The sequence below is a fragment of the Sanguibacter antarcticus genome (assembly GCF_002564005.1).
Classification (GTDB): domain Bacteria; phylum Actinomycetota; class Actinomycetes; order Actinomycetales; family Cellulomonadaceae; genus Sanguibacter; species Sanguibacter antarcticus.
In genome coordinates this window covers 136,886-151,348 of record NZ_PDJG01000001.1, presented here as the reverse complement: position 1 = coordinate 151,348, position 14,463 = coordinate 136,886, and the positions used below count along the sequence as shown (strand labels likewise).

Genomic DNA, 14,463 nt, shown 5'->3' with positions numbered 1-14,463 from the left:
TCAGGCGGACGCTGTGGTCGAGGTGGTCGCGGGGACGGCCGGGTCGGCGTCCTCGAGCCGGGGGAAGAGGGACTCCCCCTTCGTGACGCGGGTACCTGCCGGGAGCGCACCGAAGCGACCGGCTGCGCGGACCTGCTGTGCCGCGAGCGGACCGAGAGGCTCCTGCGCCCCGAGCAGCACCCACAGACCCTGGGCAGCCTTGGGGATGACCGGGTTGAGCAGGACCGCGAGCGTCCGGAGCGCCTCAGCAGCCGTCACGAGGATCGTCGCGAGGCGGCCGCCCTCGACACCCGCGCCGTCGTCGGTGGACTCGCCCGGGAGCTTGGCGACCTTCCACGGCTCTTGCTCGGTGAGGTACATGTTCGTCGCGTCGACAAGGGTCCAGATCGCGTTGATCGCCTCGTTGGGCGAGATCCGGTCGATCGCGTCCTCGGCGTCGACGACCGCCTTGAGCGCTACCACCTCGAGAGCCTCTTCCGCCTCGGTGAGGGCGCCCGGCGCGGGCAGGGATCCGCTGAAGTTCTTCCCGACCATCGCGGCGACCCGGGACGCGAGGTTGCCCAGGCCGTTGGCGAGCTCGGCGTTGTACCGCGCGGCGAGGTCCTCCCAGGAGAAGGACCCGTCGGAGCCGAAGGGGATCGCGCGCATGAAGTAGTACCGGAACGCGTCGGAGCCGAAGTGGTCGACGATGACGTCGGGCGAGATGCCCGTGAGCTTGGACTTGCTCATCTTCTCGCCGCCGACGAGCAGCCACCCGTGAGCGAACACGGTGGTCGGCAGCGGGAGGCCCGCAGCCATGAGCATGGCCGGCCAGGTCACGGCGTGGAACCGCAGGATGTCCTTGCCGACGAGGTGCACGTCCGCCGGCCACGTGCGAGCGAACTTCTCGGCGTCGGCGGGGTCCGCGGACCCCAGACCGACCGCTGTGGCGTAGTTGAGGAGCGCGTCGAACCACACGTAGAGGACGTGCGTGGTGTCCCAGGGGATGGGGACGCCCCAGTCGAACGTCGAGCGGGAGATCGACAGGTCCTGGAGACCTTGCTTGACGAAGCCGATGACCTCGTTGCGCGCGCTGGCAGGCTGGACGAACTCGGGGTGGTCCTCGTAGAGCGCGAGCAGGCGGTCCGTGTAGGCGCTCATCTTGAAGAAGTAGTTCTGCTCCGAGAGCTCTTCGACCGGCTTGCCGTGGACTGCGCAGACCTTCTGGCCCGCGAACTCACCGGTGCCGTCGACGAGGTCGCCCGCGAGCTTGTACTCCTCGCACCCCACGCAGTACGGCCCCTCGTACGAGCCGGCGTAGATCTCGCCCTTGTCGTACAGGTCCTGGATGAAGGTCTGGACGCGCTCGGTGTGCCGCGGCTGGGTGGTGCGGATGAAGTCGTCGTTGATGACGTCGACGGTCGTGAGGACCGGCTTCCAGGAGGACTCGACGAGGCGGTCCGACCACTCCTGCGGGGTCATCCCGTTCGCTTCGGCCGTCCGCATGACCTTCTGACCGTGCTCGTCCGTCCCGGTGAGGAACCAGACGTCTTCCTGGCGCTGGCGGTGCCAGCGGGTGAGGACGTCGGCCGCGACCGTCGTGTACGAGTGCCCGATGTGCGGGGCGTCGTTGACGTAGAAGATCGGGGTCGTGAGGTAGAAGGACGTCGAACCGGTGCCGGCACCGGGTGCGTCACTGGGGATGTCGCTGGGTGCTGGGATTCCTGCGGTGACCATGGGCCCAATGATAAGACGTTCGTGGCGGCCCCGGCCTCAGCCGTCCGGCACCGTCCGGGCGGCCGGGACCGTGCACCGGAGCCGGCGTCGCTATCCGGCGGGTGCCTGCAGCGACGGCGGCTCGACGGTCGGTGGCTCGACCGTCGCTGGCTCGGTGGCGAGGACCGGCGTGATCGTCACGGCCAGGAGCTGGTCGTCGCCCGCACGGGGTGTGCCACGACCGTCCGTGTTGTTCGTCAGCACCCGCAGCGTCCCGTTCGAGGCGACCACCACCGAGCGGAGCCGCCCGTACACCCCCTCGAGGAGCGCCTGCGGCGTACCGACCCCTTGCGTCGCGAGCGGGACCCGCCAGAGCGTCTCGCCGCCCAGGCCTGCGAGGTATATGCCCTCGCTCGTCACAGCCAGGCCGCTCGGCGAGGCCGACGACGTGGGCCACGTGACGAGGGGCTCGATGAAGCCCGTCCGGTCCGTGGTCGTGTCACCGTCTGTATCGGCGCTGTCGGCGCTGTCGGCTGCATCTGCCGTGGCCGGTCCAGCCTCGGTGTCGTCCGTCCCCGCGGCCCCTTCGACGTCCGGCCATCCGTAGTTCCCGCCGGCGACGATGAGGTTGAGCTCGTCGGACCGGCTCTGGCCGAGCTCGGAGGCGAACATCCGTCCGTCGTCGGACCAACCGATGCCCTGGACGTTGCGGTGACCCATGCTCCACATCGGCGAACCGGGGACAGGGTTGTCGGGCGCCGCGTCGCCATCGGGCGTGAGCCGCAGGATCTTCCCGGCGAGCGAGTCCGGGTCCTGGGCGTCGCGCTCGACCCCGGCATCGCCGGTCGTGACGTAGAGGAAGCCGTCCGGACCGAACGCCACCTGCCCGCCGTCGTGGTTGGCCGCAGCAGGGATCTCCTGGATCACGGGAGTCAGCACGCCGAGGGTGTCGTCGGTGAGCTCGCCCCAGAGCACCTCGTTGCCGTCCTCGGCCGTGCGGTACACGTACACGCGGCCGTCGTCAGCGAACGTCGGCGACACCGCGATCCCGAGCAGGCCGCCCTCGCCCTCGCCCGTGGTGCCGTCGACGAGCTCGTCCGCGCCCGGCCCCGTGAGCGTGACCGGCGCGCTCGAGCCCGCTCCGGCGCTCAGCCGCAGGACCGTCCGGGTGTCGCGCTGCGTGACGAGCCATGCGCCGTCCGGCAGCTCGGCGACACCCCACGGCGCGGCGAGGTCCGAGGCGAGAGAAGCAGTCACCTCGGCAGTCACCTTCTCGACCTCCGGGACGCGTGCGCCCGGCGTCGGCGACGTGGACGGTGACGGCTCTGCCTCAGGCTCCCCCGTCGCAGGAGCCGCGCTCGACGCAGACGGCTCCGGCGACGAGCTCTCGTCGTCTCCGCAGGACGCGAGCGCGAGCACCGTCATGACCGCAGCCGTCGCCGCGACCGCCCGTCGTGACGCCGCGACGCGCCGTCGGCCGTCCTCGGTGCAGTGTCCGCGCGTCACAGCCTCGTCAGTCCCTTCTTCAGGCCGCGCACGGCCTGCCCGATGCGGTGCTCGTTCTCGATGAGCGCGAACCGGACGAACTCGTCCCCTCCGGCCCCGAAACCGACACCGGGCGAGACCGCCACGTCGCACTCCTCGATGACGTGCTTCGCGAACTCGATGGAACCCATCTCGCGGTACGCCTCGGGGATGCGCGCCCACACGAACATGGTGCCCCCAGGCTTCGCCGTCTCCCACCCGATCCGGTTGAGCCCGTCCACGAGCGTGTTGCGCCGGGACTCGTAGACGTCCGACACCTCGCGGGGGACGTCGACCGCCTCGTTGAGCGTGACGGTCGCAGCGATCTGGATGGGCTGGAACGTCCCGTAGTCGAGGTAGCTCTTGAGCTTGCCGAGCGCCCCGACCACGTCCGCGCGCCCCACGAGGAACGCCACACGCCACCCGGCCATCGAGTACGACTTCGTCATCGAGTACAGCTCGACGGCGACCTCTGTCGCGCCGGTGCACTGCATGATCGACGGCGGGGTGAAGCCGTCGAACGTCATGTCCGCGTACGCGAGGTCGTGGACGAGCACCACGTCTTTGTCCTGTGCCCAGTCGACGAGGCGCTGCAGGTCCTCGAGGGTCGCCACCGTCGTCGTCGGGTTGTGCGGGAAGCTCAGCACCACCACCCGGGGCTTCGGCCAGCCGAGCTCCCACGCCGCCATGACCCGGTCGATGAAGCCCGACGCGTCCGTCCCGTCGCCGATCGGCACCTGACGGGCATCGGCCCCCGCGAAGTACGGGCCCCAGATGTGGATGGGATAGCTCGGCGTCGGCACGATCGCCGAGTCCCCCGGCTGCAGGAGCACCCACATGAGGTGGCTGAACCCCTCCTTGGCCCCGATCGTCGAGATGATCTGCGTCTCGGGGTCGAGCGTCACACCGAAGCGCCGCTGGTAGAGCGCCGCGACAGCCTCACGGAGCTTGGGGATGCCGCGCGAGGACGAGTAGCGGTGGTTGCGCTGGTTCTGCGCAGCCTCGGCCAGCTTGTCGACAGCGATCTGCGGGCTGGGCAGGTCCGGGTTGCCGAAGCCCAGGTCGACGATGTCTCGACCGTCGCGGCGCGCCGCCAGCTTGAGCGAGTCGATGATCGTGAAGACGTACGGCGGCAGGCCTGGGATGCGGCGGAACTCGATCTCACGGGGCATGCTGCCAGCCTATCGCCGGTGCTGGGTGCGGCGACCGGTGCGTCCGGCTAGATTGGCACGATGACGAGCTCAGGTGACCTCAGCCACGCCAGCAGCGCCCGGGAGCGCACGCACCGAGCGCTGCTCGTCGTCGACGTCCAACCGACGTTCTGCGAGGGCGGGGCGCTCGCGGTGGACGGCGGCCACGACGTCGCGCACGCGATCGCCGGCTACGTCGCCGAGCACCGCGACGACTACGACCTCGTCGTCACCACGCAGGACTGGCACATCGACCCTGGTGCACACTTCAGCGACACCCCCGACTTCGTCGACACGTGGCCGCCGCACGGGATCGCCGGCACCGCCGAGGCCGAGCTCCACCCCGCGCTCGCCTCGATCGCCCCTGACGCGAGCGTCAAGAAGGGCGAGTACCAGGCCGCCTACTCCGGGTTCGAGGGCCGCGACAGCACAGACCGGATGCTCGCGGACATCCTCCTCGACTCCGAGATCACCCGGGTCGACGTCGTCGGCATCGCGGAGTCGCACTGCGTCAAGGCCACCGCCCTCGACGCCCACGCGCTCGGGCTCGCGACGCGGGTGCTCACAGACCTCACCGTCCCGGTCACCGTCGCGCTCGGCGCGGCCGCGCGCTCAGAGCTGACGGCTGCCGGTGTCCACCTCGCAGACAGCCACGCGCAGTAGAGCGACCGACCGCGCCTCACAGCGTCTGCAGCTGCGCGTACGCACCTCCCGCAGCGACCAGCTCCGCGTGCGAGCCCACCTCGACCACGTGCCCGTCGTGCATGACCGCGATCCGGTCCGCCCCGCGGACCGTGGAGAGCCGGTGCGCGACGACGAACGTCGTCCGCCCCGCCATGAGTCGTTCGAGCGCCTCCTGGACGAGCCGCTCCGACGTCGTGTCGAGCGCAGAGGTGGCCTCGTCGAGCACGAGGACCCGAGGGTTGCGGACGAGCGCGCGAGCGATCGCGATGCGTTGACGCTGGCCGCCGGACAGGCGTGAGCCGCGCTCGCCGATGACGGCGTCCAGACCGCCCATCTCCTCGACGAAGTCCCACGCGTTGGCGTCCCGGACCGCAGCGACGACCACCTCGTCAGGCAGCTCGTTGTCGCCGTACGTGACGTTGTCCCGCACCGACCCCTCGAAGAGGAGCGACTCCTGAGGGACCACCGCGATGTGCTTTCGGTACGACCGCAGGTCGAGCTCGGCCATGTCGACGCCGTCCAGCACGATCCGCCCGCTCGTGGGCCGCAAGAAGCCGATGATGAGGTTGAGCACCGTCGACTTCCCCGACCCTGACGGCCCGACGAGGGCGACGGTCTCCCCCGCACGGACGTCGAGCGTCAGCGCGCCGATCGCGGGTGCCGCGCCGTCGTCGTACCGGAATCCCACGTTCTCGAAGCGCACGTCGCCCCGGACGTCGCTCACCTGGCTCTTGCCCGCGTTGCGCTCGAGGTCCTGCTCGGCGAGCACGTCGCCCATCGAACGGATCGACTCGAGCCCCTTGGTGACGATCGGCGCCAGCGTCATGAGCACCGTGACCGAGCCGGTGAGCTGCACGAAGTAGCTGGAGAGCATGACGACGTCCCCGGGCGTGAGGTCGAACCGCCCGGTGTAGGCAGCCCAGGCTGCCCCGACGAGGCACGCGGCGGACAGCAGCTGGAAGGTGACCCACGCGAGCGCACCGAAGCGGCCGTTGAGGACGTCGAGCCGGATCCCCGCTTCACGGACCCCGACGAGGGTGGTGTCGAGCCGGTCGAGCTCGCGGCTCTCGAGCGCGTGCGCCCGGGTGATGGGGATGAGGTGGGTCATCTCGCTCACGCGAGCGGACATGGCCTCGATCTGCACGCGGAAGGCTGCGTTGCGGCTCGTCATGCGCTTGCGCATGACGACGATGAGGCCTGCCGACGCGGGCACGGCGAGGAGGAACACCGGCAGGAACTCTGGCGTGCGGAACGCTGTGATGACGAGCGCACCGACGAGCGTGGTGATCGCGCCCAGCGCGGAGTCGAAGGTCTGCCGGGAGGACTCGACGACGTTCTCGACGTCTCGGACGATCTTTGCCTGGAGGACTCCTGCGCTCATCCGTCGGTGGTAGCCGATGGAGAGCTCCTGCAGGCGCCGGGCGAGGGACATGCGCAGGTTGGTCTCGACGGTGCGGACCGAGTGACTGAGGAGGTGCGCGTACAGAGAGGTCAGCGGAAGGTTCTGCAGGATGAGCACGGCCATGAACGCCGCGATGAACCAGAGCTCGGAGAGGGGGCGCTCGTCGACGACGATGTCGATGACCTGGGCGGTGAGCACGGGCATCACCCAGACCGGGGAGTGCTTGACGGCGTAGGTGAAGGCCGCCCCGGTCATGCGCCAGCGCTGCTCGGAGAACAGCCGCAGCGTGGTCCGGACCGGATGGGTGGGGTCGTACCAGTCCTCGAGATCCAAGGGTGTGCGGGTCATGGTGATCATTGTCACCCCGGTCGAATCAATTCGACAGTGGTAGCCCGAATCGATTCGACACGGGTCTCGCACCTCAGGGCTGGCGGACCCGCCCCGGCTTCGCAGCAAGCGCCGCCGCATAGAGCTCACGCTTGTGGATCCCCGCGATCCCGGCGACGTCAGCGACAGCCTCCTTGAGGCGTTCCCCGCCGTCGACCCGTGCGAGGACCTCAGCAACAGCGTCACCCGTGGACAGCGACTCGCGCGCCGGAGCCCCGGCGACGACGATCGAGATCTCTCCACGGAGCTGCTCCCCCGAGGCGCGCTCGGCCAGCTCGGCGAGGCCGCCCCGCAGGACTTCCTCGTAGGTCTTGGTCAGCTCACGGCAGACAGCGGCGGGCCGGTCGCTGCCGAACGCCTCCGCCATCGCGGCGAGCGTCTGATCGATGCGGTGCGGAGACTCGAAGAACACCATCGTGCGCCGTTCGTCCGCGAGCGACTCGAACGCGCGCGCCCGCTCCCCCGCCTTGCGTGGCGGGAATCCCTCGAAGCAGAACCGGTCCGTCGGGAGCCCTGAGACGGCGAGCGCCGTGAGCACGGCACTGGGGCCGGGCGCCGACGTGACGGTGAGTCCGCGCTCGATCGCGGCTGCGACGACGCGGTAGCCGGGGTCGGACACGCTCGGCATGCCGGCGTCGGTGACGATGAGGACCGTCCCGCCCTGCTCCACGACGTCGAGCAGCTCACCCGCCCGGGCCGACTCGTTGTGCTCGTGATAGCTGACCACGCGGCCGCCCATCCGGAGCTCGAGCCGACCGACGAGGGCGTGCAGGCGTCGGGTGTCTTCTGCGGCGACGACATCCGCCTCGACGAGCAGACGGCGCAGACGCGGCGAGGCGTCCTCGACGTCCCCGATAGGTGTTGCAGCAAGGATCAGTCGGCCGGTCATAGGGTCTACCCTGCCACGTCGCTTACGATGGCCGACGTGAGTGCGACGAATGCGACACCCACCGACGTCACTGCGGACTCGGGCGACAGCGACGACCCACCCGTCGTCTCGACGCACGAGCGGCTCCTCGGTGCTCTCTTCACTCCTCGCGCCCTCGCGCTGGGTTCGACCTCCCGCGACCGGTTCTGGTCCTGGGCAGGGCCGGGCCTCGTCGCGCTGCTCGCTGCGATCCTGCGCCTCGTCAACCTCGGGTTCCCGAGCACGCTCGTCTTCGACGAGACGTACTACGTCAAGGGCGCTTACTCCCTGCTCACGCTCGGCTACGAGGCCGACTGGCCGGAGGGGTCGGACTTCGCGTTCGAGAACGGCGACCAGTCGGGGCACCTCACCGCGGGCGACTATGTGGTCCACCCGCCTGTCGGCAAGTGGATGATCGCCCTCGGGATGCGGCTGGCCGGGCCGGAGAACGCGTGGGGGTGGCGCCTCGCGTCCGCGGTGGTCGGCATCGTCGCGGTCTTCCTCCTGGCTCGGACCGCGCGACGGATCTTCGGTTCCACAGCGATCGGCGTGATCGTCGGTGGGCTCTTCGCGATCGACGGTGCGGCGATCGTCCATGCACGGACAGGCTTGCTCGACAGCTTCGTCATGTTCTGGGTGCTCGTCGCCTTCGCCTGCATCGTGGCGGACCGTTCCTGGGCACGACGGCGGCTGGCCGAGCGTGCCGCAGCCGCGATCGACTCTGGCGCAGGCCTCGGACGGTACGGGCCGACCGTCGGGTGGCGCTGGTGGCGCCTCGCTGCGGCCGTCGCTCTCGGGCTCGCCTGCGGGACGAAGTGGTCAGGGCTGTACTTCGTCGCCGTCTTCGGCATCATGTCCGTCTCGTGGGACGCTGCCGCGCGACGTGCTGTCGGCGTGCGCTCGTGGCTGGTCGGGACGCTCCTCAAGGACCTGGTCCCTGCTGTCACCCTGGTCATCCCCACGACCGTGCTGACCTACCTCGCGTCGTGGTCGTCCTGGTTCGCGCACTCCGCCTCCTACGACCGCACGTGGTGGACGCTCAACCGCGGGTCGTACCCGTCGTGGATGCCAGACGTCCTCACCGGCTGGGGCGAGGCGCTCCGGTCCTTGTGGGCCTACCACGAGAGCATGTGGCGTTTCCACACCGGGCTCGTCAAGTCGCACACGTACGAGTCGAACCCGTGGGGGTGGCTCCTCCAGCTGCGGCCGACGTCCTTCTACTGGGAGAAGTCGGCGCTCGGCGAGAACGGCTGCACGGCGTCGGAGTGCGCCCGTGCTGTGACGTCCATCGGCAACCCGCTCATCTGGTGGGTCGCGACCGTCGCGCTGGTCTTCGCCGTCTGGGCGCTCCTGCGCTACCGCGACTGGCGTGCCGCTGCGGTGCTCTCGGGCATCCTGGCCGGCTGGGTCCCGTGGCTCTTCGTCGCCGAGCGCACCATCTTCACGTTCTACTCGATCGCGTTCGCCCCGTGGATGTACCTCGCGATCGGGTACCTCGTCGTCACCGGCTGGGAGCGGCTCGGCGACGCGCCGCGCAGCCGGCGCCTGGGCCTGTGGGCGACCGGCGCGCTCCTTGCGGTCTTCGTCGGCGTGAGCGCGTTCTTCTACCCCGTCTGGACGGGGATCCAGGTGCCGTACGAGTTCTGGCAGGCGCACATGTGGCTCGGCAGCTGGGTGTAGCACGCCCGAGGGCAGACGAGCAGGGCGGGGCGCCGTGGAGGCGCCCCGCCCTGTTCGTCTATCAGCGCTCGTCTATCAGCGTGCGGAGCGGAACTGCGCGGTGAGCGGGCACTGGAACGGGTCGCGAGCCGCGAGGCCGACCGTGTTGAGGTAGCGCACGACGATGCCGTACGACTCGACGAGCGTCGTCTCGGTGTACTTGATGCCGCGCTCTGCGCAGAACTCCTGGACCATGGGCCGGACGGCCCGCAGCGCCGGGCTGGGCATGCTCGGGAAGAGGTGGTGCTCCACCTGGAAGTTCAGGCTTCCCATGAAGAGGTCGACCCATCGGCCACCGGTGATGTTGCGGCTCATGAGGACCTGGCGGCGCAGGAAGTCGATCTTGACGTCGGGGCCGACGATCGGCATGCCCTTGTGGTTCGGGGCGAACGACGCACCCATGAAGAACCCGAAGAGGCCGAGCTGCACGGCGAGGAAGGCGAAGCCGATCCCGACCGGCATGAGGAGGAAGACCACTGCGACATAGCCGACGAGCCGGATGCTGACGAACGTGATCTCGATGGCACGGCGCTTGACCGGTCCGCGGCCGAAGATCGTCTTGATGCCGTTCGCGTGGAGGTTGAGCCCCTCGAGGCAGAGGAGCGGGAAGAACCAGTAGCCCTGACGGGCTGCGAGCCACGCCCAGACGCCCTTCTTCGGTTCCGTGATCGACTCGGTCTCCCACGTGAGCACGCCGTTGAGCATGTCCGGGTCGGTGCCGATGACGTTCGGCTTCGAGTGGTGGCGCGAGTGCTTGTGGAGCCACCAGCCGTAGCTCATCCCACCGAAGAGGTTCGCGATGACGAGGCTCGCCCAGTCGTTCCACTGACCAGACCGGAAGATCTGGCGGTGCGCCGCATCGTGGCCGAGGAACGCGAACTGGGTGAACAGCACGCCCAGACCGGCGGCGACGGCGAGCTGCCACCACGAGTCGCCGATGAGGACCATCGCTGCCACCGACGCCGCGAGCAGTGCGACGAGGAGCGCGAAGCGTCCCCAGTAGTAGGCGTAGCGCCGACGCATGAGCCCGGTCTCTTGGACAGTCCGCGTCAGTGCTGCGAAGTCGCTGACCTGGCGTTCACGAGGAGACGTCGTGCCGTCGTGCTCCATCACCGCGCTGCTTGCCGTCATAACCGTCCGCTCATCATCGGGGGATCGCCAGGGGGTCCGGCGACTTTCGACCACCCTAGATTCCGGCCCTGGCCACCAACAGGGGGACAGCCCCCCTATCGCTGGGGAACGGTGTGCGCGCAGACCTGCGATGTCGTTGCCTGGCTACCCGGAGACGAGGCACGAACAGCGGAGCACCACACGAAAAAGGCGTCCCCGTGAACTGTTGCTCACGGGGACGCCTTGTGTGGTGGAGCTAAGGAGATTCGAACTCCTGACCTCTTCGATGCGAACGAAGCGCGCTACCAGCTGCGCCATAGCCCCTCTGAACTGCACGTACCGCCTGCTCGACCGGATCCGAGGATCCGTCCGTGCGAAGCGATAACCAGGTTAGCACCGCCGGAGCGATGGTCCTACTCGCCGGCGGCGCGGCGGCGCGCGAGCACCGAGTTGAGGTTGACGCCGAGGCTGTCGACAGCAGGCTCTCCCTCGTGCCGGCGCACAGCCGAGACCGGCGGAACCTCGTGGTCCTCGGCGAGCTGTGCCCGACGCGCCTCGGTGACCTGCTGGAGCTCGGCCGTCAGCGGCGCAGGCTCCCAGCGAGGAGCAGCAGACTTCATCGTGTAGACGGGCCGCGGCACCGGGACCGGGGCCCACTCCTCCTCGGGCTCCGCCTTCGCAGCAGCCGGAGCAGCAGCGACGGGAGCAGCCTGAGACGGCGTCTCGTGCACCCGAGGTACGCCGAGCTTCTGCGCGACAGCCGTGCTGTCCACAGCGCGCAGGCCCGTGAGGCTCACCGCCGCAGGCTCGTCGCTGTCGAGCGGTCGAGGTCCGGCTCCCTGGGCGGCAGGTCCAGGAACCGCGCGGACGCGGGCGATGATCTGCGTGTGCGACTGCGACGCGTGAACAGCGTGCCCGGTGACGGCGGGGCGGACAGCAGCGACAGGGCGGCCCGAGGCGTGGCGCACCGGACCGGGCCGGACCGGGCCGTGCCCGGCGACAGGCCGTGCGGCGCGCCGCTCGTGCTCCCGCGCCTCCCACTCGGCGTCGGCCCGCTGGTTCCCGACGACAGCCTTGCGCCCGAGGACGAGCACCGTCCCCAGCAAGACAGCCGGGGCGAGGACGATCCACGGGCTGATGACGGAGAAGCCTGCGAGGGCACCGGCGACCACGCTGAGGACAAGGAGGACGGCAGTGAGCAGAGCCCTGCGTCGAGCAGCGGCCGCTCGGCGCGCGTGGAGGGCCTCACGCACAGCAAGCCCTTGCGTGATCGGGGTCTGTGGTCGCTCCATGTCCTGCTCTCCTTCCGGCTGGTGCTGCGGCCTCGTGGTCATCCCGAGAGGCGGGGTCAAGAGCGGTGCTGCTGAGTTGCTCGACAACAGGCAGTCGCCGTGCGACGGGTGAGCGACAGCCATCGTCGCCACCCGGTGGCCGTTCCTCGGTCTCTGCACGGTCGCCGCAGCGACCGCAAGAATCCGAAGACGCCCAGAAAATCGGTCGTCGACCCTCGACTCCGACATCTCCTGCCGTTGGCGGAGCCTGTGCGGGACCAGATAGGCCAACCACAGACCGACCGCTGCCAGGACGACGATGCCGGCTGGTGAGTCCACTCCTCGACGGTAGGTGAGGCGACGGACCCACCCATGGACGCGCCACGGTGTGTCGAGGGTGCAAGTTACATCCTTATGATTCTTTCATGACGCTCGGTCCGCGCTAGCGGGCGTCATGACGCAGGACGCCGGTGCCTGCGCGAGGAGCGGCACGCCACCGGGCGAGCAGGCCCTCCGGCACTTCGTCGGCGGTGAGAGCGAACGCACGATGGTCGCGCCACACGCCCTGGATGTGCAGGTATCCCCTCCGCAGCCCTTCGTCGCGCAGACCGAGCTTCTCCGCCACCCGCAGGCTCGGGGCGTTCTCCGGGCGGATGTTCACCTCGATCCGATGGAGACCGAGCTCGAAGAAGCAGTAGTCCGCAGCCATCGCGACCGCGGTCGGGGTGATGCCGCGGCCGGCGACGTGCTCGCTCACCCAGTACCCGATGCTCGCCGAGCACAAGGACCCGTACGTGATCGAGGAGACCGTCAGCTGTCCGACGAGCTCGCCGTCGATCTCGATGGCGAACGGCAGCGTCGAGCCGTCGCGCGCAGCCGTCTCGAGGATGTTCACGTACTCGGGAAAGCGCGGTGCGCGCAGGACGGGCCCGATCGGCCTGCCACGACGGGGAGCCTGCACCACCACGGCGGGTCCGACGAGCCCGTCGGGCTCGATCTCCGGGGTCGTCGCGTCCCACTTCCCGAGCCACTCCGCGTTGAGGGCGCGCAGGTGCAGCCAGTCGCGCTCGTCTGCTCGGGTGAGAGGCCTGAGGATCACGGCGTCGCTCGGCGACCCGGCACGGCTGTCGTCGCGCAGGGTCACGGGCCACCACGGGGAGCGACGGAAGAGGTTCATGCTCACCCCTCGAGCACGAGGCAGTGCACCCGGTCGCCGAACCGCACCTCCGTGTCGCCCTCCGCGACGACCGCGAGGGCGTTCGCCCCGGCGAGACCGGCTACCGAGAGCTCGTCGAGCCGGGTGGGGTCCCCGACCGGCGTCACGTGATATCCCTCGTCCGGCGAGCCGACGAGCGTCGCAGGGACGAACTGGCGGACCCCCGCCGGGCTGCGCCACCCCACCGACGCGTGCGCGGCCACCGACGGTCGGTAGATCTCCGAGTACCCGGCCATCGCGCGCAGCGCAGGGCGGACGAAGACCTCGTAGGAGATCTGCGCAGCGACAGGGTGCCCCGGCAACGAGAAGACCGGGATCGTGTCGCCCGGACGCTCCGGGCCGCTCCCGATCCCCGCATGGAGGGTGCCGAAGCCCTGGTTGCGCCCCGGGATCATCGCGACATGGTCGAACCGCACGGTGCCCAGAGGGGCGAGCACGTCTTTGAGCGTGTCGCGCGAGCCCTCGCTCAGACCGCCGGTCGTGATGACGAGGTCGGCTCGCACGAGCTGGTCCTCGATCGCGTCGCGCAGCGCGGCCTGGTCGTCGCTCACCGGGGCGACCTGGATCGCCACCGCCCCCGTGTCCTGGACCGCGGTCCGCAACGAGGGCCCGTTCGCGTCGAACACGCCGGGCCGTGACGACCCAGGCTGCACGAGCTCGTCGCCGACCGGCAAGATGACGACACGAGGGGCGGGATGCACGCGGATCCGCGCGTACCCGAGGCTCGCGGCGAACGCGAGCTGGCGGGCGTCGAGACGCGTCCCCGCGCTGAGCGCCACGTCACCGGCCCGGACGTCCGCGCCGGCCGCGCGCACGTTGGCGCCGACCCCGAACGGCGAGCTCACACGCACCTTCGCCCCACCGCGGTCCGTCGCCCAGACCGGCACGAGCGCGTCCGCGCCGATCGGCATGGGGACGCCCGAGCCGACCAGGACGCTCTGACCGGGCACGAGACGGAACGGCTCGTCGGCGGCGGACCACACGTCGTGCACCACGGGGAGGACCGTGGGCGACGCGCTGCTCGCTCCGGCGACGTCGGCCGCGCGCACGGCGTAGCCGTCGCACGTCGCGACGGGGCGCGACGGGACGTCCTCCGTCACGACGATGTCGGTCGCGAGGATGCACCCGGCCGCGTCGGTGAGGACCACGTCGAGAGCAGGAACAGGACGCGCGATCGCGAGGACCGCCGCCAGCTGGTCCTGGACGCTCCTCACGAGAGCGCCACCGCCCGTCCGGCGCACCCGCTCGGCTCGCTGCCTCGCACCGTGACGTTCTGTCGTTCGCTCGCTCCACCGCTCATGGGTCTCAGGTTAGTCCAGGGGTGCTGCTCACCCGCTCGTCGTGGCGATAGACCGAGC

At 70.0% G+C, this 14,463-nt stretch carries 11 protein-coding genes and 1 tRNA gene; 2 read left to right on the top strand and 10 right to left on the bottom strand.

Translation table 11 applies throughout. The features are described from left to right. The 3 genes from metG to ATL42_RS00685 form a co-directional block, all read right to left on the bottom strand. Positions 1-1,716, bottom strand: coding sequence for a methionine--tRNA ligase (metG, locus tag ATL42_RS00695; RefSeq protein WP_098453707.1), 1,716 nt, complete (start codon positions 1,714-1,716; stop codon positions 1-3). Between the two features lie 90 nt (positions 1,717-1,806). After that, positions 1,807-3,201 carry a PQQ-dependent sugar dehydrogenase gene (locus tag ATL42_RS00690; RefSeq protein WP_245861919.1) on the bottom strand — a complete coding sequence of 465 codons (1,395 nt, stop codon included), beginning with the start codon at positions 3,199-3,201 and terminating at the stop codon, positions 1,807-1,809. After that, entirely contained in the window at positions 3,198-4,391 is a 1,194-nt protein-coding gene (locus tag ATL42_RS00685) for an aminotransferase class I/II-fold pyridoxal phosphate-dependent enzyme (RefSeq protein ID WP_098453706.1), read from the bottom strand. Before ATL42_RS00685 ends, ATL42_RS00690 begins: the two co-directional genes overlap by 4 nt. 60 nt (positions 4,392-4,451) lie before the next feature. Between ATL42_RS00685 and ATL42_RS00680 the strand changes: the two genes are divergently transcribed. Then, positions 4,452-5,072: an isochorismatase family protein gene (locus ATL42_RS00680; protein ID WP_098453705.1), complete on the top strand. Its 621-nt coding sequence runs from the start codon at positions 4,452-4,454 to the stop codon at positions 5,070-5,072. 16 nt (positions 5,073-5,088) lie between these two features. On the opposite strand, the gene ATL42_RS00675 is transcribed toward ATL42_RS00680, so the two are convergent. Both ATL42_RS00675 and rsmI read right to left on the bottom strand, forming a co-directional pair. Next, on the bottom strand, positions 5,089-6,843 hold the full coding sequence (locus ATL42_RS00675; protein WP_098456222.1) for an ABC transporter ATP-binding protein: 1,755 nt from the start codon (positions 6,841-6,843) through the stop codon (positions 5,089-5,091). 73 nt (positions 6,844-6,916) lie between these two features. Next, positions 6,917-7,771 carry a 16S rRNA (cytidine(1402)-2'-O)-methyltransferase gene (rsmI, locus tag ATL42_RS00670; RefSeq protein WP_098453704.1) on the bottom strand — a complete coding sequence of 285 codons (855 nt, stop codon included), beginning with the start codon at positions 7,769-7,771 and terminating at the stop codon, positions 6,917-6,919. A 27-nt stretch (positions 7,772-7,798) separates the two neighbouring features. Between rsmI and ATL42_RS00665 the strand changes: the two genes are divergently transcribed. Beyond that, positions 7,799-9,469, top strand: a complete 1,671-nt coding sequence (locus ATL42_RS00665) for a dolichyl-phosphate-mannose--protein mannosyltransferase (protein ID WP_098453703.1) — start codon at positions 7,799-7,801, stop codon at positions 9,467-9,469. Between the two features lie 75 nt (positions 9,470-9,544). Here ATL42_RS00665 and ATL42_RS00660 read toward each other — a convergent pair whose 3' ends face one another. From ATL42_RS00660 to ATL42_RS00640, 5 genes are all read right to left on the bottom strand, one after another. Next, the gene (locus ATL42_RS00660; RefSeq protein WP_098453702.1) at positions 9,545-10,639 is read right to left on the bottom strand and encodes a fatty acid desaturase family protein; all 1,095 of its coding nucleotides are present in this window, start codon (positions 10,637-10,639) and stop codon (positions 9,545-9,547) included. Positions 10,640-10,866: 227 nt separating this feature from the next. Next, positions 10,867-10,942: transfer RNA gene (locus ATL42_RS00655), tRNA-Ala, on the bottom strand. A gap of 89 nt (positions 10,943-11,031) precedes the next feature. After that, positions 11,032-11,910: a hypothetical protein gene (locus ATL42_RS00650; protein WP_143556659.1), complete on the bottom strand. Its 879-nt coding sequence runs from the start codon at positions 11,908-11,910 to the stop codon at positions 11,032-11,034. Between the two features lie 421 nt (positions 11,911-12,331). Beyond that, a complete protein-coding gene (locus ATL42_RS00645) occupies positions 12,332-13,066 on the bottom strand; it encodes a GNAT family N-acetyltransferase (protein WP_098453700.1) in 735 nt (244 codons plus the stop codon). 2 nt (positions 13,067-13,068) lie between these two features. Further along, entirely contained in the window at positions 13,069-14,319 is a 1,251-nt protein-coding gene (locus ATL42_RS00640) for a molybdopterin molybdotransferase MoeA (RefSeq protein ID WP_098456221.1), read from the bottom strand. Positions 14,320-14,463: the final 144 nt, after the last annotated feature.